Annotated in this window: 19 protein-coding genes and 1 pseudogene; 10 read left to right on the forward strand and 10 right to left on the reverse strand. The window is 69.0% G+C overall.

The annotated features are described in order from the left end of the window. Window positions 1-395: 395 nt before the first annotated feature. The gene (locus ACFXGI_RS02510; RefSeq protein ID WP_384702120.1) at window positions 396-1,712 is read right to left on the reverse strand and encodes a cation:proton antiporter; all 1,317 of its coding nucleotides are present in this window, start codon (window positions 1,710-1,712) and stop codon (window positions 396-398) included. A 517-nt stretch (window positions 1,713-2,229) separates the two neighbouring features. Between ACFXGI_RS02510 and ACFXGI_RS02515 the strand changes: the two genes are divergently transcribed. After that, window positions 2,230-3,852, forward strand: a complete 1,623-nt coding sequence (locus ACFXGI_RS02515) for a sulfatase-like hydrolase/transferase (protein WP_384702123.1) — start codon at window positions 2,230-2,232, stop codon at window positions 3,850-3,852. Window positions 3,853-4,268: 416 nt separating this feature from the next. Beyond that, window positions 4,269-4,565, forward strand: coding sequence for a DUF2188 domain-containing protein (locus tag ACFXGI_RS02520; protein ID WP_384702126.1), 297 nt, complete (start codon window positions 4,269-4,271; stop codon window positions 4,563-4,565). A gap of 613 nt (window positions 4,566-5,178) precedes the next feature. On the opposite strand, the gene ACFXGI_RS02525 is transcribed toward ACFXGI_RS02520, so the two are convergent. Beyond that, a complete protein-coding gene (locus tag ACFXGI_RS02525) occupies window positions 5,179-5,745 on the reverse strand; it encodes a dihydrofolate reductase family protein (RefSeq protein ID WP_384702128.1) in 567 nt (188 codons plus the stop codon). 1,155 nt (window positions 5,746-6,900) lie between these two features. Here ACFXGI_RS02525 and ACFXGI_RS02530 point away from each other — a divergent pair. After that, window positions 6,901-7,116 (forward strand): annotated as a pseudogene (locus ACFXGI_RS02530) (STAS domain-containing protein); the annotation flags it as partial. Between the two features lie 242 nt (window positions 7,117-7,358). On the opposite strand, the gene ACFXGI_RS02535 reads toward ACFXGI_RS02530, so the two are convergent. Then, a complete protein-coding gene (locus ACFXGI_RS02535; RefSeq protein ID WP_384702131.1) occupies window positions 7,359-7,583 on the reverse strand; it encodes a hypothetical protein in 225 nt (74 codons plus the stop codon). A 608-nt stretch (window positions 7,584-8,191) separates the two neighbouring features. On the opposite strand from ACFXGI_RS02535, the gene ACFXGI_RS02540 reads away from it, so the two are divergent. Next, a complete protein-coding gene (locus ACFXGI_RS02540) occupies window positions 8,192-8,404 on the forward strand; it encodes an EF-hand domain-containing protein (protein WP_384702133.1) in 213 nt (70 codons plus the stop codon). 422 nt (window positions 8,405-8,826) lie between these two features. Here ACFXGI_RS02540 and ACFXGI_RS02545 read toward each other — a convergent pair whose 3' ends face one another. The 5 genes from ACFXGI_RS02545 to ACFXGI_RS02565 all read right to left on the reverse strand — a co-directional run bounded on the left by ACFXGI_RS02545 (window position 8,827) and on the right by ACFXGI_RS02565 (window position 13,742). Beyond that, on the reverse strand, window positions 8,827-9,972 hold the full coding sequence (locus ACFXGI_RS02545) for a terpene synthase family protein (RefSeq protein ID WP_384702136.1): 1,146 nt from the start codon (window positions 9,970-9,972) through the stop codon (window positions 8,827-8,829). A 57-nt stretch (window positions 9,973-10,029) separates the two neighbouring features. After that, window positions 10,030-10,734 (reverse strand): hypothetical protein, encoded by a 705-nt coding sequence (locus tag ACFXGI_RS02550; RefSeq protein ID WP_384702139.1) that lies wholly within the window; start codon window positions 10,732-10,734, stop codon window positions 10,030-10,032. A 171-nt stretch (window positions 10,735-10,905) separates the two neighbouring features. After that, a complete protein-coding gene (locus tag ACFXGI_RS02555; RefSeq protein ID WP_384702142.1) occupies window positions 10,906-12,258 on the reverse strand; it encodes a cytochrome P450 in 1,353 nt (450 codons plus the stop codon). A 213-nt stretch (window positions 12,259-12,471) separates the two neighbouring features. Beyond that, on the reverse strand, window positions 12,472-13,551 hold the full coding sequence (locus ACFXGI_RS02560) for a polyprenyl synthetase family protein (RefSeq protein ID WP_384702145.1): 1,080 nt from the start codon (window positions 13,549-13,551) through the stop codon (window positions 12,472-12,474). Then, window positions 13,548-13,742 carry a hypothetical protein gene (locus ACFXGI_RS02565; protein ID WP_384702148.1) on the reverse strand — a complete coding sequence of 65 codons (195 nt, stop codon included), beginning with the start codon at window positions 13,740-13,742 and terminating at the stop codon, window positions 13,548-13,550. Before ACFXGI_RS02565 ends, ACFXGI_RS02560 begins: the two co-directional genes overlap by 4 nt. A 1,066-nt stretch (window positions 13,743-14,808) precedes the next feature. Between ACFXGI_RS02565 and ACFXGI_RS02570 the strand changes: the two genes are divergently transcribed. From ACFXGI_RS02570 to ACFXGI_RS02580, 3 genes are all read left to right on the forward strand, one after another. Further along, complete coding sequence (locus tag ACFXGI_RS02570; protein WP_384702150.1) at window positions 14,809-15,468, forward strand: hypothetical protein; 660 nt, start codon at window positions 14,809-14,811, stop codon at window positions 15,466-15,468. A gap of 430 nt (window positions 15,469-15,898) precedes the next feature. Beyond that, on the forward strand, window positions 15,899-17,635 hold the full coding sequence (locus tag ACFXGI_RS02575; protein WP_384702153.1) for a PKD domain-containing protein: 1,737 nt from the start codon (window positions 15,899-15,901) through the stop codon (window positions 17,633-17,635). Window positions 17,636-17,884: 249 nt separating this feature from the next. Then, on the forward strand, window positions 17,885-18,121 hold the full coding sequence (locus ACFXGI_RS02580; protein WP_384702156.1) for a helix-turn-helix domain-containing protein: 237 nt from the start codon (window positions 17,885-17,887) through the stop codon (window positions 18,119-18,121). Between the two features lie 27 nt (window positions 18,122-18,148). On the opposite strand, the gene ACFXGI_RS02585 is transcribed toward ACFXGI_RS02580, so the two are convergent. After that, a complete protein-coding gene (locus ACFXGI_RS02585; RefSeq protein ID WP_384702158.1) occupies window positions 18,149-18,409 on the reverse strand; it encodes a hypothetical protein in 261 nt (86 codons plus the stop codon). Between ACFXGI_RS02585 and ACFXGI_RS02590 the strand changes: the two genes are divergently transcribed. After that, window positions 18,408-18,677, forward strand: coding sequence for a hypothetical protein (locus ACFXGI_RS02590; RefSeq protein WP_384702161.1), 270 nt, complete (start codon window positions 18,408-18,410; stop codon window positions 18,675-18,677). The two genes, ACFXGI_RS02585 and ACFXGI_RS02590, sit on opposite strands and share 2 nt — an antisense overlap. Window positions 18,678-18,712: 35 nt before the next feature. On the opposite strand, the gene ACFXGI_RS02595 is transcribed toward ACFXGI_RS02590, so the two are convergent. Then, a complete protein-coding gene (locus ACFXGI_RS02595; RefSeq protein WP_384702164.1) occupies window positions 18,713-19,039 on the reverse strand; it encodes a hypothetical protein in 327 nt (108 codons plus the stop codon). Window positions 19,040-19,385: 346 nt separating this feature from the next. Between ACFXGI_RS02595 and ACFXGI_RS02600 the strand changes: the two genes are divergently transcribed. Further along, entirely contained in the window at window positions 19,386-20,636 is a 1,251-nt protein-coding gene (locus tag ACFXGI_RS02600) for a cytochrome P450 (protein ID WP_384702167.1), read from the forward strand. 712 nt (window positions 20,637-21,348) lie between these two features. Continuing rightward, entirely contained in the window at window positions 21,349-22,059 is a 711-nt protein-coding gene (locus ACFXGI_RS02605) for a hypothetical protein (RefSeq protein ID WP_384702169.1), read from the forward strand. Window positions 22,060-22,142: the final 83 nt, after the last annotated feature.

Raw genomic sequence — 22,142 nt, forward strand, 5'->3', positions numbered from 1 at the left:
CCGGCTGCCAGCCATTCGATTCAGCCCTGACGCCCGGCCCGATCCTCGCGCTTGTCGGCTGCCTTGCGGGGTTGACGCTGCTTCTCGCATGGCAGATCCGCAGGATCACCCTGTCCTCAAGGCCCGGCCTGCGTCCCGTAGAGGCAATGGCGCTGAGCATCCCTCTTGTGGTGCTGCTGTTCGCGGCGAATCGGCCCGGCTGCCCACGACGGGGCAGATGACGGTGAACCTCCTGCTCCCCGGTGTCGCGGTCCGCCTTGTCGTGAACGCGGTCGAGCAAGCCAAACAACGGCGGGAGCAGGTCGGCGGCCCGCCACGACACTGCGGGCAGGTACGCGGGCCAGGCCCATTTCAGGGATACCTCGTGCGGGCGGCGCGAGGCGGCTCGGCGTGGATCAGTTCTCGGGGTGCCCCGTGGTCTCGAGCCTGCGGCGAGGTGGTGTTACGGGCGTGTCACTGCTCTCCCGGAGCCCCGGATCAGCGGCGGCTCGTACGTACCAGCGTCCGTAGCGGGCGGCGAGCAGCCCCGCCGAGGCGCCGTGGAGCAGCACGCTGAGCCCGACGGTGATCGCGACCACTTGGCTGATCGTCTCCACGCCCGGGACGTGCTCTTCGGCGACAAGAAGCCCGAACACGACGGAGGCGAGACCCCGAGGGCCGAACCACCCCACATAAGCGACCGTCGGGGCTTTCAGCCTGCTCCCGACGAGGGCGAGCGCGACCGGAATCAGTCTGATCACGGTGAGGCTGAGCAGGGAGTAGCCGACGATGCGCCAGCTGAGGTGCTGCAGAGCAGGACCCAGCAGCACAGCGCCGAAGAACAGCAGGCTCAGCATGGCCAGCAGACCGCCGAGGTCTTCGGCCAGCTCGGTGGTGTCGGACACCTCGACCGTCGGCTGCGTCGTCCGCGGCCCGCGGCCGCGCAGCGCGCCGGCGAAGGCGAATCCCGCCACCCAGGCCGCGATGAAGCCGCTGCCGTGGGTGACCGCGGCCAGCGAGTACGCCCCGGCGGCCACGGCGAGGGCGAGGATCTGGCGCCAGTCCCGGGCGATCCAGCCGCGATGGAGGGACGCCTTCAGGAGAAGGCCGCCGATGCCGCCGACCGCCAGGCCAAGGGCGGGACTGAGCAGCAGAGCGCGCCAGAACGTCCCGGCCACGCCTTCGTGGGCGTAGGAGGTGCCGGGGACGGCAGCCAGGAAGAGCACGAAGAAGGGCAGCACCAGGCCGTCGTTCACTCCGCTTTCGACGTTGAGCGTCTGGCGGACCAGGCTCGGCACCCGCGGGTCGGAGATGGCGCTCTTGCCAAGAGCCGCATCGGTGGGTGCGAGGATCGCGCCCAACAGCGCGCACTCCCACAAGCTCAAGCCCGGGAACAGCGGCCGGGCAAGCAGCCATCCCATTGCGATGGTGAGCACCAGCCCGATCGACAGTAGCCGTGTGGCCAGGATTCCCTCGCTGCGCAGGTCCGCCGTGCGCACCGTGGCGGCATCGGTGAACAGCACCAGGGTCAGAGCGACCTCCACCAAGATGCGCAGCTGCGCGCTGTCCTGCCGCAGACTCACCAGGTCCAGGACTGCAGGGCCGAGCAGGATGCCGAAGCCGACGAACACCATGGCGCCGGACACCGGTGTGACGCTCAGCCTGCGGGACACCAGCGCGTAGCCTGCCGCGATGCCGGCGACCGCTGCCGGCGTCCAGGTGGCGTCACTCATGGAATGGGGCAGGACGGCGCTCGCGTCCCGCAGGGGTCGCGGTCCGCCCGGCCGAACGCTGCCGATCGCCTGCGCAGCTCACTGCCATCGCCCCCAATGCACGCGGCGGGAAAGGTTTGCCGTCAACTCTGCGACACCCTGCGGCGGCTCATCGCATCGACACGTGAGCTTCCGGGTGGTCCCCCGCACGGGCGTGAGCACGTCCCCTGTGGGCATTGGCCTGGCGTGTGCCGTGGCTGGAGCAGCGTTCCACCCGGCCGGTCCAGCAGCTGTGTCAGTCCGTCAGGCAGCGGGCTCTGCTGGGGCTCCCCGGCTCCATGGGCGCAGAACCTGCTCGAGCCCGCCGGCCGCCGACGCTGCGATCACTCGTCCGGCCGCGTTCGGCCGCGTCCGGCCGCGTCCTGAACGGCCCCGGCAGACTCGCCGCCCTAGATTCGAAGGTATCCGTACCGGTCCGCGCGCGGCGGTCTCCAACCATCAGACCAATCGTCGGTACGTGGCGAGCGAAGGACAGGACATGACCGACCGCCCCAACATCCTGCTGATCGTCACCGACGAGGAACGCGTCTCCCTGCCCCGGCCGCAGGGCTTTGCCCTACCCGCCCGGGAACGGATCGCGGCTCGAGGGACCACCTTCGAGCGCTACTACACCGCCTCCGCTCAGTGCAGCTCCGCCCGGTCGGTCATCTACACGGGGCAACACGTGCCGATCACCGAGATCTACGACAACGACAACATGCCGTACATCAGCCCGCTCGATCCCGAGCTGGGCACCATCGGCACGATGCTGCGGTCCGCGGGCTACTACACGACCTACCAGGGCAAGTGGCACCTTTCGAACTGCTACGTCACCGCGGAGAATCCCGGACCCACGACGGATGCCCTGGAGCCTTACGGGTTCGGCGAGTTCAACGACTGGGGCGACATCGACGGCGGCGCCTGGGCGGGACTCAAGCTCGACCCGGTCATCGCCGGGCAGGCCGTGAAGTGGCTGCGCAACCGGGCGCCGGTCGTCCGGAAGGACCAGCCGTGGTTCATGGCCGTCAACTTCGTGAACCCGCACGACATCATGAGCTTCGACTACGGCGGCCGATCTCAGGCCGAGCTCCCTTTCGGGCTCGCCCACGCCGTGGTGGCGCGCGCGGCCGCGAACATCCCCCTCTACCGGCGGCGCTGGGAGTTCGACCTCCCCGCCAGCCTGCGGGACGACCTGTCCGGCGCGGCACCGGCGGTGGCTGAGTACGCCAAGGTGATGGACACGGTCTTCGGACCGGTCGCCGACGACCAGCACTGGTACGACGGGCTGAACTTCTACCTCAACGCCATCCGTGACGTGGACCGCAGCGTCGAGTTCGTCCTGGACGCGCTGGAGGCCTCCGGCCAGGCGGACCGCACCGTGGTCGTCTTCACATCCGACCACGGAGAGATGGCGGGATCCCACGGCCTGCGCCAGAAGGGCAACCTGATCTACGACGAGAACTTCCACGTCCCCTTCATGATCGCCCACCCCGACGTGGCCGGGGGAACCCGCACCGAAGCTCTCGCCTCCTCCGTCGACATCGCCCCCACTCTGCTCGACATCGCCGGCCTGGACCCCGCACGGACGGCCACCCGCCACCCGGCGCTCAAGGGGCACTCGCTGATGCCGGTGCTCCACGGACACCGGGTCCGCAAGGGCATCCTGAACGCGGTGGAGTCGATCACGACGCTCGACGCCTCGTTCTGGTCCGAGTTCACCGACCCCGACGCACCCAAGCGCGTCGCCTCCGGCGACCTGCGCCCCGACTGGAACAAGCGCGGCTTCCTGCGCGGCTACTCGGACGCCCGCTACACCTTCGGCCGCTACTTCTCCCCGCTGAACCCCAACCGACCGTCCAGCACACAAGCCCTGCTCGCGGAGAACGACGTCGTCCTCTACGACCGAGAGCAGGACCCCGCCGAGATGCACAACCTGGCCGCCGACCCAGCCCACCGCGACCTGGTGGAGCGCTACCGGGGCTTGCTGGAGGACCTCATCGACGCCGAGATCGGCGCCGACACCCACGCCTGGGTCACCGAACGGCCCCGCCTGCTCGGCTGGCCCACCTGGCACGGCGACGACTACCGCCCCGAGACACTCGCGGCCCAGGCGAAGCGCTGATCAGACCGGATCCTTGTCTCGACGTCGAGAAGGATGGTGGCGGGCAGGACAGGGCAAGAGCAGCGGCTGCCGCCGGTCGCGGCCCTCAGCATCATGATCATCACGACGGCCCTTCTCTCCCCCCGTTCGAGACCGCAGACCCCTCGGGGCGGCCGTTCAGACAGTGCTACGGGCGGGTCCTTGGTATGCGCCTGGCCCCGCCAGCGGGGCACACCCGGCCGCATGGGCGGCGCGCGCCGGGGACCGGTTCGGTGCCGCCGGTACGGGTAGAAGCAACCCAGGCGGACACCGCAGCCGCAGGCGCCAGACACCTCCACGCAGGCACTGCCTTCGCAGGCCAGGGCCGGCAGGAACAGTCGGGAAAGGCGTCTTCCAAGGTCTTGCGGACCTCCGCCTGGCAGCCGAGGAGAGCGATCATGGCAGCGAGACAGACCGTCTACCACGTCTCCCCGTCCGGTGAGCGGGCGGCGGCAGCGGGCGTGAAGTGGCAGGTCGAGGGCAGAGAAGGACGACGGGTCCTCCACGAGCCGCATCGCACCCAGAAGGACGCGATCAACGCGGCCCGACAGCACGCCAGGGACCACCAGCCGGCGCAGGTCATCGTCCACGCCGTGGATGGACACATCCGCACCGCGTACACCTACGGAGACAGCCCCGCGATGCCTTCCGGCGAGCGTGGCCGCAAGGCCGGAGAGCACGGAGGCGTCTTCTGAAGCACTGTGACTGCGCTGCGGGCGTGCCGGGTCAAGGGGAAGCCCGCCACGCCTGAGCGGAGCTGCTGCTCGCACGCTCGGGAACGGCGGCGCGCGCCCCGCCACATCCGCTCAAGGCGTCCGCAGCCGTGTCCGGCCGGCGGCCGGACCGGGTAGCCGCTGCTCGGTCGGCGCCGACGAAGTCTTTCCGGCAAGTGGTCCGTCCCGCCGTGCAGGTTGATGTCGTCGGCCAGGCGAGTGTCCTGGTGCGGGTCACGGTCCCCGCGTGTCCACCCTTCTCGGCGGCGGTGCGGGCATCGGTACTCCAGCAGTCGGCGGGGAGTGGGGCCCGTGGTAGGCAACGTGACCGCGCCGGAGCCGGATGTGGAGTGGCGGTTGCTCAAGGCGTATCCGAAGTTCAAGGCTTCGGGGACGTACGTGTTGCGCCGGCCCCGTCTCGGCAGCGGCGTTCGCGGGGCGAGGCGAGGCGGAGCGGGCTCGATTGGGCAGGCGAGGAACGGCAGGGAGCTCTCCGGTGCGAAATCCGGCTCTGACATCCGGATGCCGTGAACAGAAGGGATTGGCTCGCGTCGAAGGTAGAGGAGTCCGTCCAGGTCGATGTCCCCGTACGCGCTCAGCGCCTCGTCTCGTACCTGGTCAGGACCACGCCGCCGGGAAACGTCCGCGTCTCCACCAGGTTCAGGTTCACCCAGCTGTCCAGCGCGGTGAAGAACGGCGTGCCGCTGCCCACCAGGACGGGATGGGCGGCGATCGCGTACTCGTCGATCAGCCCGGCGCGCATGGCCGCCCCGGCGAGCGTTGCGCCGCCGATGTTCATTGGGCCGCCGTCCTCGGCCTTGAGCCGGGTGATCTCGGCGATCGCGTCGCCGGTGACCAGGCGGGTGTTCCAGTCGGCCTTGTGCATCGTCGCGGAGAACACCACCTTCGGCGTGTCCCGCCAGTTCCGCGCGAACTCGATCTCGGCCGGGGTGGCGTTGGGCTGCTGGTCGCCGGTCGGCCAGTAGGAGCTCATCGCCTCCCACAGCTTGCGCCCGTACAGCGACAGGCCACACGCTCGCTCGTGCTCGAGCCACCACTGGAACAGCTCGTCGCTCGGCGGTCCGCTCCAGCCGATGTCGTCGCCGACCGCGGCGATGTAGCCGTCCAGGGTCAGGTTCATGCCGTAGATCAGTTTCCGCATGGCTCAGCCTTCCGTTCGTGGGTGTCCGGCGTATGGACCGGCGCGGCGCGGGAGACTCATCGGTGCGAGATCTGGGCTCGCCGGTAGCCCTCTTGCTCGGGCTCAGCGTGGTGTACTCGGCCGACTCGGACAAGCCACCTGATCTCGCCCTCGCCCTCGCGAGGAGATACCACGAATTTGAGACTGATCATGGATGACAAGGCCGTGAGACAGCCAGGAACGCCCAGGTCACGCAAGATCGACATGTCACGAGCGGCGAGTCCCTACAGATCTGACCCCGCGCCGGCGCCACACTGCGGTCGGGCACCGGGAGGATCACGTCCCGGCGCCCGACCGCTTATGCGTACGGAGACTCCTATCCCGCACCTGCCGGACGCGTCCAAAAATACGGCGCCGGGACATCGGGACGCTGCCGCACGGGGCGGTGTGCGTGATGAGGGATGCGGCGGGCAGGCGCTAAGGCATGATGCCGGCCGCCGCAGCGTCATCAGCGTGAGCGGCACTGCACCCTTCTGGAGGTTCCACCGTCTCCGACCGGCTTGCCGCTCTGTCCGACGCAGGGGTAAAACGTGCCGCTCCTTGTACGGGCGGGTCAGCAGCTCCTGGCCGTCCAGCTGCAGGGCGTCGAACGCGACGAAGCAGGCCGGCCACCGGACGGCCGACCCGGCGGCGCCGCGGGGCAGGCGGCGCCCCGGTACAACGCCTCGAACGGCAACCGGCCCCCTTCGACATCCCGGACGACCGGTTCGCCATCGAGAACCAGGCCGTACGGCAACTGCCGCTCGGCGACCGCCACCAAGTCCGGAATGCGGTCCTGGACCAGCGAACACCGCCGGGTCTGCACCAGCCACCCGCGCGCACCGCGGCCGGCCCCGACACCGACTCGGCAGCCTTACCAAGCATCGGCTCCGCCGGCGGTCTGAGCGACATCCCCCGGGCCTCCCTCCTGGCCGCCCGTCCGATCCAGGGCCGGCCCCGCCGACCCGACACGGCCCGTCGGGGTCTCCCCCGCCGCGGTGCCGGCGGACCACAAGCACCGGGCGACGCCCCGGCCCGCACGGCCGGGCACCGGGCCGGGACCGCCCCCGCCCCGGTCGACCTCACGGCGCCGGAGACGACAACACGCCAGAGCCCTCCGAACACCGCGACTCCGGCATGTGGGTGGACGGTGGTAGCGAGCGTCTTGTCGTGCACGTCGGCGGTGAGACGGACATCGACGGGGCCCCGATGCTCCACGACACCCTGCACGCCACGATGGCCCAGACAGGCGACCCGAACCAGATCATCATCGACCTCGCCGAACTCTCCTTCTGCGACTCCTCCCGCCTCAACGTCCTCGTCCAGGCCCGGCACACCGCGGACGAACACGGAAGGAGATCAGCCTGCGCAACCCGCAGCCCCAGTTCCAGCGCCAAGCGAAGAAGCCACCCCGGCCGGGCCCCGCTACGGATTCGTGAGGCATCGGCTCGGCACCATCTCGCGACACTCGCCTGCCTGCGGGCGGAGGATTCGGCCGGGTGGCTCGCCCGTTGGCATCCGGCCCGGGAACCGGGCAGTCGGTCCTCCACATACTTGCGGGATCGCCTGGGACGGCGCACCGAGGAAACCACCAGTCAGATGTCACTGGTCCATACCTCAGGGCCGCCGCCCTCCCACTGGATCGGCCCGTCTTCGGACAAGTCCACATCCTCCAGGCCGGCCCGGCGCAGGAACTCCGACACGTCCCCGGGCGTGAACGCCCGGCCCAGGTCCGCGTCCACGCCGAGCGCGTGCACGGTGACCTTGCGTCCGCCCTGCGGGGACACGGGGTGGATCACGATCGCCGTTTTGTCCGCCATGCGTCCAGCGTGCAGCGGGCCGACCAATACGGCATCCCAGGGCCCGACCGGCAATGAAACCGTGGCTCCAAACATCCCTGGCGAGACGCAACGGATTCTGACGCCACCTCAGGTCTTGCGGGAGCAGCAGCGTTCAGGGGAAAGCGGTGGGGATATACGCGACCGGCGCTCAGACCACGGCCCCGGGCCACGGACCCGACAGCAGCATCCCGGCACAGCACCCCACACAAACCCGCCGACCGAGACGGACTCCGCCAGGAACAGCCACAGAGGCGGCGGCGATCCCGCGTCTTCAGTCGGCCAGGGCGACGAGTCTTTGATACCCGAGCCGGTAAGCACGCCTGGCGGTCAGGTGAACGTGCACGTCGGATAGGAATTCCTTCAGGGCCGTGCACCCGGCCGCGCAGGCGCCCTCCAGCTCACCGGCATCCGGCAGGATCCAGCAGATCTGCTCGTCGCTGGTCTGTGTGCTTGGCCGCCTCTTGGCCTCGAGCGCCGTTCGGCACGGCGCTCCTCGATGTGGTGAATCGGCGCAGCGACCCATGTCACACCTCTTGCCGCTTGTCACGAGGCGCCAGGGTGTTCTGTACACGTATTGAGGAGGAGCAATGGGCAAGATGGCCGAGGCCGAAGCCGAGGCTGTGTTCGCGGAGATCGACGCGGACGGAAGCGGGGAGATCCAGCTGCGTGAACTGCGGGACTACGGAAAGGCCAACGGCGGCACCGTCGACGGCGTGAAGCTCGCGGACTTCGTCCGGGAGGCCGACACGAACGGCGATCGGCGGATCACCCTCACCGAGTTCAAGTCGGGCTTCGCCTGACCGACCGCCCCGTTGCATACACCTGCGGCGGGGATCGATGCGGCGCTGGCACCGACTCGGTGCAGGCGCCGCATTGCGTCTGGCGTCACGCCTCTTACTTGAGGTCAATCGCGGACGGACCTACCTCCTCACGGCGTCCGGGTGTGGCTGGGCCTGGAATCATCCGCGAAGGCCGGTCTCCACCGCAGTGAACGGACTCGCGGGAAGTAGCACAAGATCAACTCGCATCCTTTCCCAAGACCGCACAGTCCTTGTGAGCGTTCACCAAATGCCCACCGAGGCGGGCCACGGCGTCACCCAATTCCCCAACGCTGAGCCAGCGGAAGTCACCGACGGACTGCCTCCGCCTGCCGCCCCGGCTCCTGGACATCACCGACTCCGCCGGGCCGCCAGGCTGACACCGGAGCGTTGATCTGCAGTGGTCAACTCATCCCGACCGTCCGGATGCCTCGAATGTGCGGGACATTTTGGAGCCGGTAGCGGGGTGTGAGGGGGAACCCTCTGAAGTTCCCCTCAAGTACCAACCGCACCACTCGGGTGTAGCCCCTGAGGTCTGGGTAGCGGTCGTCGAGGTACTCCGCGAGCCGCATGACTTCCAGACCTTCGCGGTTCTGCCGTTCCATGGCCTCGGTGCAGGCCTCTTGAAGGGTGAGCCCGCCTTCCCTACGCAAGATCAGCGCGATGTTGCACAGGCCCCCGCTCACGATGTCCCGCTCCAGCCCCATCACATCGTTGCCCCACACCGCCGCGTACGTGGCAGCCTGCCGGAACCGCTTGACCTCCAGCAGGTCTTGCCGGGGCGGTGAGATGTCGACGTCGTTGAGGAGCGCGGCCAGCTCGAACATCATGTTCCCTGCGCCCAGGAACTCTCGTTGGAACAGAAATGTGGTGTGGTCCACCGGCCAGGCCGACGATGCCGCGAGTTCCCTGGCATACCACTCACAGGCGTCGAAGTACTCTTTGAGGAAGCTCGTGAACGCCCCCTTGCGCGCATGCCATCGGGGCAGATGCGCGGCATACAGCGCGATCACCTCCCGCAGCAGGCCGAGGATGACCCGCTGGCGTGGCTGATCCAGGTCACTCGTGCCGCATTCGGAAGAGCAGTCGGAACGGAACGCGCGCAGGATCGCTCCGTTGAGCTCCTCCAGTTCCCGGATACGCTCGGCGGCTGATGGATCGTGCGCCCATTGCTCATCGTCGACGCCGTCGTCGTGGAGGAAAAGAGCGGTGTTGAGCATCGTGGAGGCGATCATCGGCGGGGTGTCGAGCCTCTGATCGGGGAAGGCGTGCGCCGTCCACACCGCGGACGTCTGCGCGACGGGCTTCGCAAACGACAGTTGCTCGGGCGCGATCGACCGCACCACGTCGAGACAGGCCGCAGTGACGGCCTCTACCCCTGAAAGGTCGGGATCGGGATACTCGCCGGCACGCGTACCACACACCGCGTTGTAAGACAGATGTGCCTTTTCGTCGGCCAGAACGACCGGGGCGGAGTCGAAACCTATCGCGATCGGCGTTTCCGGTGCCATGTCTCCGTCGAAGAACGTCAGCTTGGCGCGCAACGCCATTTACCCTTCTCCCTGGACGAATTTACGGCCTGAACGGCCGCCGACTCTGTTTTGTTGTCACTCTTCAAGGTGCGCACCCGGCCGTGATGGCGAACGCTTTCCTGACGGCTCCGAGGCGACGTATTCACCGCTCCTCATGGTGACGCCGACTGCGGCGAACCAGATCCAGGCCAGACAGTTGGGAAGCCCGCTCAGCCAGCCGCTGGGGGCGAAGGGGCCCTCGTCGGCGAACAGGGCAAGGACACCCAGGACATCGACCACTCCGATCAGGGCGGAACTCCAGACGGTCCACAAGGGGAACAGCCCGGCGATTCGGATGGCGGCCGCCGCGCACAGCATCAACACACCGAGTGCCATCTGCGCGGCGAGCCAGAACCCGATGCTCAGCTCGAACGAGTATCTGACCAGGTCGGGAGCCGCAAAATGGCTGCTGGAAGATCCAGCAGTGGACGCCGCGATCCAGAAGGCACCGGCGCCGAAGAATCCACTGGCCCAAACGATGGCCATCGGTGTCATCGCAGGAACACCGGGGTGGCTACGTCCCTCTCGGTCCTTGAGGAGCCGAGTGAGGTTTATCGTGAGCCAGACGAGCACGATCGCGTACAGATTGCCCACGAGCGCCAGCCATGTCGAGGCTGTCCGGTTCTCAGCGAACCAGCGCACTATGGAATCGGTCGAGTCGTTCCACTGTGGATAAGTGTGCCAGCCGTTCTGCCGGACCAGGATGACGGCGACACCGGTGAACAGCAGGAGCGTACTCATCGCCACCCACGATGCCGCTCGGGCCGCGATAATGCGTCTCATTTCGAGCTCCCTTTCCTTTCGGTCCGCCGGTGGTGGATGCGCCCTTCAGGTTGCCGTCCTGCATGTGCTGGAGAAAGCGATGTGAATAGCGAACCGTCGAACCGGCATCCGCCGCACCGTTGCCCCGGTCTAGACGGCCGGTCCTCTTCGGGTGGCGCGCATGCGCAGCTTGTGGGGCCTGAGCGCAGCGGTTGCGGCAGGCCGGACATGCCGGCCGGACGGGAGGGCAAGTCGCCAGCGACTGGCGATGCCGGCGAGCGAGAGGGTGGCCGCGGTCATCGCGAAGGAATCGCCGATGCACTTGCGCGAGCCGGCTCCAAAGGGGATGGAGGCGTGGCGCGGGGGCCGGGCCGTGTTGTCGGCACGCCAGCGGTCGGGGTGGAAGCGTCCCGGTTCATGGAAGAGATCGGCGCGGGTGTGGATGAGATAGGGGCTGTACACCACGGTCGCGCCGGCCGGGAGCAATTGCCCGCCGAGGCGGGTGTCGGCGGTGACGGTGCGGGTGAGCATCCATGTAGGGGGGTAGAGACGCAGGGTTTCGGTGATGATCCGTTCGGTCAGCCCCAGGCGTGGCAGGTCGGCCCAGGTCGCGGTCCGGCCGCCCAGCACGGTGTCGACCTCGGCATGGAGTCGTTCTTCGACGTCCGGGTGGCGGGCCAGCATGTACAGGGCCCAGCTCAGTGTGGTGGCGGTGGTCTCGATGCCGGCGGCCAGCATGGTGAGGATCTGGTCGTGGATCTCGGTGTCGCTGAGTGGCCGGCCGGCTTCGTCGCGGGCTGCGAGTAGCTCCGAGACCAGATCGGCGTGCTCTTCTCCGCTGCTCCGGTAGTCCTGTACTGCATGGTCCACGGCGGTGTGGATGCGGTCCAGCGCCTGCTGGTAGCGGCGATTGCCCGGGGTGGGCAGTCTGGTCAGGCTCGAGGGCATGAGGAGGCGCACGTACATGGCGTGCAGGATGGTGGCCAGCGATTCCTCCACGAGGGTGGAGGCCGGGCCGACGGAGTCGGAGGCGAACAGGGACCGGGCCAGGATCCGGCTGACGAGGGTGTGCATGTGGGCCGGTACATCGATGACCGTGCCGCCGTGCCAGCCGTCGAGGAGCTCGGCGGTCTGCTCTGACATGACCTGCGCGTAGGCGGGCATCCGGGCACGGTGGAAGGCGGGTTGGAGCAGGCGCCGCTGCCGGCGGTGGTCTTCGTGTGGACAGGTCAACACACCGTTGCCGAGGATCCGCCGGCCTTCGTCGAAGAGGGGGCCGCCCTTGTCGAAGGTGCGGTCGTCGAAGAGGACCTGCCGGGTCAGGTCAGGGTCACAGATCACGTACGCCCACCAAGGGCCGATCTGGATCCGGACCAGGTCTCCATGGGCAGGCAGCGAGGAGACGAACGCCAGCAGCCCCTTGCGGAGCTTCAGCGCGTGGCCGATCAGCGGCAGACGTCCTGGGGCGGTAGCCACCGTCCACGTAGCGGGAGATGGCGTCATGACTCCTCCACTTCCTCGGAGCGCACGGGGCCGGGCCCCTGGCTGGGGGCGCGGCCAAGACTTGCCGCGTCCTGTGGTGTGTCGGGCAACGTGATGGGCTCCGACGCCTCACCACTCGTACCGATGACCTCTTCGCGGCCTTCGCGGCGATGGCCCGGTCCACCCTGGCACCCGCCCCGTGGGGCGCGGCCGGCGGCAGGCGTCGGCGGAGCGTCATGAGGTGCGCTCCAAGGCCAGGGCGGCGATACGGCGCAGGGTGGCCATGGTGCCGGGCACGGCCGGAACGTCTTCCAGCGCGGCCAGGGCCTGTTCGTACCGTGCGGTGATCATGGCCTCCACGGTGGTGCGCGCTCCGGTGGCCTCCAGCACGTCCCGAACCCGGGTGGCGCCGTCCGGGTCGAGGTCTGGGCTGCCGACTAGGCCGTCGAGCACGTGCTGCTGGGCGATGTCGGCGCGTTGGGCAGCGAGGGCGAGCAAGATCGTGCGCCGACCCTCGCGCAGGTCGTCAAGGACCGGTTTTCCGGTGGTGGCGGGGGTACCGAAGACGCCGAGGAGGTCGTCGCGCAGTTGGAAGGCCTCCCCCAGAGGCAGTGCGAAGCGGGACAGAGCCGCCAGCAGCGTGTCGTCGGCACCGGCGAGTGCGGCCCCGATGTGAAGGGGGCGTTCGATGGTGTACTTCGCGGTCTTGTATCGCGCCGTCTTCAATGCGCGCTCGACGCCAGGGGTGGAGTGTCCGGTGCCGGTGACGTCCAGGTACTGGCCGTACATCACCTCGCTGCGCATGACGTCGATCAGCGGGTATACCGCGCCGAGTTGGCGGTGGGTGAGGCCGGCAGTGTGCAGGAGTTCGTCCGACCATGCCAGTGCCAAGTCACCGATGAGAATCGCGAGGCTGGCTCCCGCACGATCGGCTGCGGAGCCGCTGCGGCCGTCCCTGTGCTGTTGCGCAAGGCGGCGGTGGACGGTGGGGACACCGCGGCGGATGTCACTGTCGTCCATGACGTCGTCGTGGATGAGGCAGAAGGCGTGGAACATCTCCAATGATGCCGCTACCCGCAGCACAGCGGCAAGGTCTCCGGTGGCGTTCGCGGCCTGCCAGCCGGTCACGCACAGCAGGGGCCGCAGCCGCTTTCCTCCGGATGCCAGGAAGTCGCTCAGACATTGCGGCACTTCGGCGGGCAGATCCAGCTCTGCGGCAGTACGCGCCTTGGCCTCCAGGAACCGGTCCAGCACCGTGGTGACGCGCCTGCGCACGGCGTCGACATCGGGCAGTTCGACAGCGGCCGCGGTCATGCCGCCCCCTCCACGGCAGCGGTCCGGGTGTCCTGTGCGAGGCGCAGGGCCTCCTCCGACAGAGCGTCGACGATCTCCGGCTCCGGCATGATCGCGGTCACCCGGCAGCAACGGAACTTCCGGCCATCCCCGCAGAAGGCGCCCAGGTCGGCCTCGCTCAGCAGACCGGGCCCGTCGACCACACAGCCCATCACCGCGACCCGCCCGGTAAACCGGGGAACCCGTCGAAGGCGGAACGGGCGGCGAACCGGGTGTGCACCACTTGGGAGATCTTCGTCATGCCTCCAACTCAAAGCAAACACTTGAATGACGAACAGGCGTACGGTGCGGGCGCATGGATGCATCAGGGGAGCACCCACCACAGCCTGCGCAACACAACCCTCACGGCACCCACCCGCCACGGCCCCTTCCATGCCAGACCCGAACCACGCGGGAAGCTGGGCTCGGCTAAGGGCGTCTTCACCCTCCCCACGGTTTCGATGTGGCGGTCCCAGTCGTCGCGGCAGTTCTCCGCGTCCAGGCAGCCCGGCTCGTCCTCGTGCAGCGGCGTCCGCCTGATCCGCTCCCGGTCCAGCCGGTACTCGGCGCCCGTCCGGCCGCGCACGCACACCGCGCGCGGTCCGCAGTAGGGGTGTCCGCCATGGACGGCCCAGGAGGTGCTCGCGTGCCGCCTGGATCTCCGTCCGCACCTGCCCTCGGCGGCCGTACAACACCCGGGTGGCCGTGTGCCCCGTCCCGACCATCGCGCACCCGTCACGCCGGCGCACTGTGGAACGCAGAAGGGCGACGTCAACGCACAGCGGTGGCGCGCCTTCCGCGCCGGCCCGGTACCGAGGCGTACAAAACCGATCAACCGCCCCGCGGGCGTCAGTGCGCGAGATATGGCGTCCAGCGTGGGGAAACGACGTTGTGAACGGTCTGCCGAGCAGGACCTGACCGATCCTCACGCCGTCGGCCCGCGCCCCGCGCATTGAACGTGTTCAATATCCTGAGGTACGGTGACGCCAGTCGAGGCCGGGGTCGCAACCGCAGCAGCGGCTGGCTGTCGGCCTGAAGATCATGGGGGCAGGGTGCACAGTCGGGTAGGTCTGTTCGCCGACGCGCCCGCGCCGCCCGGCACGCCGCAGACTCCGGTGAGGCCGCGCTGGTCCGTGGGGAGGCCCAAGTCGCATACCGTGTCCGTGCGTTCACCGGCGAAGCGGGGATGGTCGCCGTCTCCCTCACCGCGACTTCCGCTTCCGAGAGGAGGCAAGAGGAATGAGTACGGGAACGTGGCTGCGCATCTGTTTGCAGCGCTATGTCCTGACCGCCCTGTGCGGCTGGGCAACCGCGGTGGCGATTCTGCCGCGGAACGCGGATCCCTTCGGTGAGGTGTTCACTGTGGGCATGCAACTGGGGCTGATCGGGGTGCCGCTCCTCACGATCGCCACCATGTTCGTGATCATCCTGCTGGCCGACCGGCGGTTCGAACCGCCAACCGGCGGCGTCCAGCGGATCCGAGGTGGCTGGATGGTCGTGCTCCCGCTGCTCCTGCCGCTGCCCCTGGGCACGCTCATTCCTTTGTCGTACCTCGTCATGGTCGGGGTTCAGCTCGCCTACGTCTTCTGGGTGCTGCCCCGTCAGGATGCCTGCGACACAGCCGATGTCCTCATCTCGCTCACCAACCCGGCAGTCCCCGCCGAGCAGCGGGTCCGCATTGCACGGGCGGTCACAGGACTCCGCTCCCGGCCGGTCGAGGAGGCCCTGGTCGATGCCACGACAGACGAAGAGCCGGAGGTTGCCGAAGCCGCGCTGGAGACTCTTCGCACCATCTGGCAGCGAGACCGCGTCATCGCCGAGGACTTGCTGCTGAAACTTCGCCCGAACGACCAGGACCGGATCCGCGCCCTGGAAGTCCGGATCCGCAGCTCCCGGTAAGGACTGCGGTGGGCGGCTGCTTCTCACCCCCGCTCCCCCGGCACACCCACCGGTCGGATGGCAGATTCGGGTTACCGGCTGCGACGGTCGCTACGAACTCGGATGAGTCGGCACGCCCACAGGCCATCGGGCACAAGATCACCATTTCCGACGGCGTGCCGGCCTTGCCTCGCACAGCGCTGATCGCACACGGCCAGGCCTGAGTTTCCCCGCCTCCCCCACCTGCGCCGGACACCGGCACGAGCCGTCGGCCGGCACAGAACGGCAGACGCCCTCCTGTCGATCGCAAACCGCACAGCCGGTAAAGCGTTGACCCCTATGGAGTGAATGGCGCCAGAACCCCGTGACCCTTGGCCGGAACCCTTCATACGGTGGCCACTCTTCGCTCATCACCACAACTGGGGGGCCGGTGCGCAACCACCGACTCGTAATGACCGCTGCCTTCGTGGCGGCCGGTCTCGGCATCATTCCGGGCATCGCGCAGGCGGCGGATCCCGTACCAGTCGCGGCCGGCGTGGCCGAGGCGATCACCAAGGCATCCACGTCCGAGGGCTTCCACAGCCCCGCGGATCGCACGATCCGTACCACCCTGCCCACCGCCACCGAGGGGAAGGCCACGGCGAGCTCCAAAACCGCTGCACCGCTGAAGGCACAGGCTGCACGTACCGAGCAGGCCGCGCCCGCGCAGAACGCGGAGGCCGCACCGACCGAGCAGGCCGCACTCGACGCGGGGGCCAACCCGGCCCTCGCGGTCGATGTCAGTGGCACCAGCTACACCGCGCACGGGATCGAGCTCACCGCCCTGATCACGAGCGCCGACTTCGCGCTCGACATCGTCATCGACTGGGGCGACGGGAAGACCGACACGGTCACCGCCCAGGGCAACTACGAACTGCACCACTCGCACACGTACGACAAGTCCGGCGAGTACCAGGTGCAGGTCAAGGTGACCGACACGGCCAATGCCGTCCAAGCCACCAACGGCGGGGCATTCCTCACCCCCGGCGCCGACTTCACCCCGCACACCCCGACCCGCCTCCTCGACACCCGCAACGGCACCGGAGCCGCGGCCGGCAAGGTCCCCGGGCAGGGCTCCACCCGCGTCAAGGTGGCCGGTAACGCCTCCGTCCCGGCGGGCGTCACCGCCGTCGCCCTCAACGTCACCGTCACGGAGACCGTCGACAGCGGCCACGTGACCGTGTGGCCCGGAGCCGGCTACGAGCGCCCGAACACCTCGAACCTGAACTACACGGCCGGCCGGTCCGTCCCGAACATGGTGATCGTGCCCGTCGGCGAGGACGGGTACGTGGAGCTCTTCAACGGCGGCTGGCAGCCGGTCGACCTGATCGCCGACGTCACCGGCTACTTCACCCGGGCCTCGGCGAGCGGCTACACCTCGATGACGCCCGCCCGGTTCGTCGACACCCGAGAGGGGCTCGGCACGGCCCCCGGAAAGCTCGCCGCCCGCAGCGCGTTCACCACCCGGATCGGCGGACTGCAGGGGGTGCCCCAGAACATCAAGGCCGTGGCGCTGAACGTCACGGCGACCGAGCCCGAGGGGCCCGGCCACATGACCGCCTTTTCCGGCACCGGGCCGGTACCCACTGCGTCGAACCTGAACTTCGTACCTGGACAGACCGTCGCCAACGCCGTGATCGTGCCGGTGGCCGAGGACGGCACGATCAAGATCTTCAACGGGGCCTGGTCCCCGACCCACGTGGTCGTCGACGTCGTCGGCTACTACAGCCCGGACAGCAAGGCCGCCTTCCTGCCCTTCACCCCCTTCCGTACGCTCGACACCCGCGAGGAGGCGTACGGCTGGCCCGGCGGCAGGTTCCGGGCCCGGGAGTACATCACGCAGGGGTTCACGCCCGAGGCGGCGACGGGTGTCGAGGCCTACGTGCTGAACGCCACCGTCACCGAGACCCGCGGCACCGGGTTCCTGTCGGTCGCCCCGAGCCCGTACGCGCTGCCAGCGGAGGGCGAGCCCGCCGCACCGGCCGGACCGCGCCCCGTCTCCTCCGCCCTCAACTGGACGACCGGCGACACGGTCCCCAACATGGTCCAGGCGAGCGACGGCGACCACGGTGTCATCACCTTCTGGAACCAGGGCCATGAGGACGCCGACCTGGTGCTCGACGTCTTCGGTGTCTACCAGACGAAGTGACCCCCGGGGTGGCGCGCCCGGGCGCGCGCCACCCTCGCCCCGTTCGGCCTGCGCCCAGCTGGGGCTGATCCGGCAGGAGCCACGGCCCTGTCCCAGCCACGGAACGCGAGCACCGCCGGGGCCGGGGACTTCCTTGGGTTCCTCGGTTCCCTCGAGGACCATGAACTCCACTGCGGGCCCGGGAAGCTGCTCGCTCTGGGCACGGCGGCCATCAGTCTGACGGCCGCCTTCCTCGCCCAGCAGCTGGACGTGGAGGAGCAGCTCCCCGCCGAGGGCGTCCACGCCTGGATCCGGCGGCGCCGGCCGGAGCGGTGCCGCGCCGAGCTCGGCCTTGGGGGTCCAGGCGCCGAGCAGGTACAGATCATCGCGGCCCGCTGGGGTTTCAGCGGGCCGGCGGTCTTCAGCCGGTGCTTCCGCGAGGCGTACGGGATCAGTCCCAGCGAGTACCGCGCGCTGCGTGCCGGGGAGCCCTGCGCCGGGGGCTGACCGCCGGCACCGGCGGGCGGGGCCGGGTCAGTTCCAGACCTCGCCGTAGAAGTACCCGCCCGTGCCCTTCAGGTAGTAGTGCTGCCCGTACAGTCCACCGGTGCAGGCCTGCTGCCAGCGGAAGCCGTTGGTGGCGATGGAGCCGGCCATCACGCCGGTGTCCCCGTCCCAGAGCTCGGCACGTCTCCAGGAGGCGAGGGCGTTGTGCTTGCCGCCGAAGCAGACCTGGTGGCCGCCGTTGGCGGGGATGCTGGAGCTTCTGGCCGGCTTCGAGAGCCGGCGCAGCATGGTCTGGGGATCGGAGGCAGTCCACACGCTCGGTGCACGGTTCTTCCCTCGGCCGGCCGGGGAAGACCCGCGCGTTGCCCCACAAGACATCCCGGAGTTCATCGAGGAAGTCCTCCTGCTCCAGGACAACGTCGAGTCCATCGCCGCTCACATGGACTCACCCAAGCCCATCGCCCAGCGCACCGGCGAGATGGCGGGTCGTCTGGACAACATCCTCGCCGCCGCTCAGCGGGCATCGCAGATCCGCGGCGGAGTGCAGATCTGGTAGCGGACCCACACCAACGCCACGGCGAGGCCGATCACTCACACGCACACCTGCACCTGGGCGGCCGCGCCGGAGCCGAAGTTCATCGCGGTCACAGGGTCGCGGCCTTCGATGAGTTCAACGGTGCAGTCCACGGGCTGCGCGCAGGCGGGACAGGAGGGTGTCTCATCGTCCTGGAGCCAGTCGGGGGCGCCGCCGAGCCGGCCCAGGATCGTCGCGGTGCCGGGTGCCGTACGGGCGCGTACGGCGGGGCGGACGGCCCGGAGTCCGAGGAGGTCCTGAGCCACGCCGTCGGGGGCCGGTACGAGCTCCAGGCCGCCGTCGGGGAGCACCAGGGCGAGGTGCCGCCCGCGTGGAGGCTCCATTGTGCGAAGCGCCTCGTGCAGTTGGTGCGTCGCCTTCGGCCCGGACAGCTGGACGCGGGCGGTGACGGCCGTCCCCGCGGGCTGCCGGTGCTCCGGACGGGCGTGCGCACGGGTGGCCGCCGGAGCAGCGAGGGCGTGACCTGCGGTTCTTTCACCCCGGCAGGCGGTTCCAGGGGCTTCTGTGCATGCTGGGAGAAGCCTGCCCGGAGTCGGCCGACGAGCAGTGTGCGAACGGCGGAAGCCGACGCGAGTCCGAAGCGACTCCCGCCCACGGTCCGCGCCCTGCACGGAGCCGGCCCGCGCCCTCTTCCACGTCCCGATCCCGCGAGCCGCACGAGGACATGCCATGTGCAAAGCCATGCTCCGGCAGATCATCGACTACTCCAGCCGAGCCGACCCGTACCCGCTGTACGAGGAGCTGCGCAGGACCCCGGTGTTCCACGACGCGGACGGACCCTACCTCGTGAGCACCTACCACGAGATACTCGGCCTGCTTCACGACCCACGTATCAGCTCCGACCCCCGCAACCTGACGCTGCCGTCGAGCGATCCGCTGGCGCAGGACGAAGGAGACGAATCGGCCCTGCCCCCTGTCTTCCTCAAGCTCGATCCGCCGGACCACGACAGGCTGCGCCGTATCACGAACCGGCCCTTCGGTCCCCCGCACTCCCCGCACAGAATCCACGACATGCGCGGTGAGCTCGAAGGCATCGTCACCGGCCTCATCGACGGCATCGCCGGCTCGGACTCGCTGGAACGAATCGACCTGGTCGACCAGTTCTCCTACCCCTTCCCGGTAACGGTGATCTGTCGGCTGCTCGGCGTGCCGCGCGAGGACGAGTCCCGCTTCCACGGCTGGGCCGACACCATCGCCGCCAGCCTGGACCCAGATCCGGACGCCGACCCCGCCGCGCAGCACAAGGGCGCGTCCGACGCGCAGATGGAACTCGGCATGTACCTGGCCGGGCTGATCGAGGAACGCCGCAAGAACCCGGGCGAGGACATGCTGTCCCAGCTGGCGGCCGTCAACGAGGAGCCGGACGGATCCATGAGCACGCTGGAGGTCATCAGCACTGCGGCGCTGCTCCTGATCGCGGGCCACGAGACCACGGTCAATCTGATCACGAACGGGATGCTGACCCTCCTGCGTCACCCTGACGTCCTCCGGCGGCTGCGCGAGTCCCCGGAGCTGTCGGTGAGGATCGTCGAGGAACTGCTGCGCTACGAACCGCCCGTGCAGATGCTGCCCCGGCGCAGCACGCTCGCCGACATCGAGGTGGGCGGGGTGAACATCCCCAAAGGCGCGACAGTTTCGCTGATCCTGGCGTCCGGCAACCGTGACCCGAAGCGGTTCGAGAACCCGGACCGCTTCGACCCCGACCGCGGGGACATCCAGCACCTCGGCCTCGGCAGTGGCATCCACAGCTGCTTCGGCGCCCCGCTGGCTCGCCTGGAAGCCCAGCAGGCGCTGAGCGAACTGGCCCGGCGGTTGGAGAATCCGCGGCTACTGGAGGACCCGCCCCCGTACCGCCAGAACGCAGTGCTCCGCGGCCCCCGGCACCTGCCGATCGCCTGCGACGGCATCCGTGCACCCTGAGTCTCAGTCTCAACAGGGCCCCGTCCGTCACCCAGCGGGTACCCGGGGGCTTCCGGGCGGGAAGGTCGCAGCCGAACGCCAGCGCACTCGCGCGGCCCGCGCTGCGAGGGCGGCCCCGCTCGACTGAGAACTCCTTCACCGCGTGGCCCACGCCCATCTTCGTGAAGCCGTCAACGGCACAGGCCTCCACCAGCGCCTGGCCCACCTGTTCGACGGCCCGGAGCCGACCGTCAAGGACTGGATCAAAGCAGCCCGTCAGCGCGGCTACCTCTCCCCCGCTGCCCCAGGCCGCCGCACCACCGGCCCAGGCCCGCTTCTCCGCGGTCGATCGCTGTCGGCAACGGGCCTTGGGGAGGACGGCATCTTGGCCATGCCGGTATGTATTTGACCGTCGACGCGTCATCCGTCCGCTCCGGGTCACCCTGAGCCGCAGGCACAATCGTCTCCTCCGGCCCCGGCCAGGACCCGGGTAGCCGCAGTGCCTGGAGGCGGGTGGCGGGGACACTGGAAGGACGAGGGTCCCGGGGAATCTCCACTGGCGGAACACGGACGTCGCGCTCGATGCCCTACAGCCGGCTCTTCAGCCGATAGCTGCGATGCGCATGCCTCTCCGCCGACCAGGGAAGATGGTGGGATACGCCAACCATCGCTGATCCGCGCCAAGTAGCATCCGGCCAGCGATACGCATCTCCCACAAGGAACGGTGACTGCCATGGCCAACGAACCGGTCAACACCCCGATCCAGACCAAGTACACGCAGCAGCTGGCCGCCGACCTGTCAGCCAACCAGGACGAACAAGCGACCCTCACCACGCGTCTGAACCAGCTCCAGGCAGAAGAGAAGTGGCTCACCGCGGCGCTGGAGTCCCTGCATACGGCTGACGAATCTGACCCGACCCCTCCTCAAGGACTCGCTTCGTCCGCGGACAGTGTTGTCCTGGCCGGCGCAGGTGCGGCTGAGGCGGCCGTGCCGAAGCCGAGGACGCGGAAGAAGGCTGACGGTGCGGCCTCGGTGAGGAAGGCCGTCGCCAAGAAGGCCGCTGTCAAGACCGCCCCGGCCAGGAAGCCCACGGCCGGCAAGAAGCCCGCGGTGAACCGGGCCGACGAGAACGCAAAACCTGCGGAGCCCACGCTCGGCCAACTGCTCACGGAGATCCTCTCCAAGCAGCCCGGTGAGCCCAAGAAGGTCAGCGAGATCCGTATTGAACTCGAGGCGGCCCACCCCCGGCGCACGTCGTCGGACCCGGTCATCCGCGCCACGCTGGAGAAGCTCGTGACGAAGGGCGTACTCGAGAAGGACAACCGACAGCGCATGGTCCTCTACACCTGGCCGGCCCTCGAACAGGCCTCTGCTCCTGCATCGCAGACGAAGCCCGAGCAGCCCGCCGCCGAGCCCAGCGAGGCGGCATCGGTCGGCGTCTGAGTACCGCGGCTCGCCAAGCCTCGACGCAGAGGTGTTCACGCCCAGCGAATTCCAGGGTGCGGAGCCTCTGCGGAAGCGGACCT

Origin of the sequence: Streptomyces sp. NPDC059355, from assembly GCF_042752335.1 — a bacterium.
GTDB lineage: Bacteria > Actinomycetota > Actinomycetes > Streptomycetales > Streptomycetaceae > Streptomyces.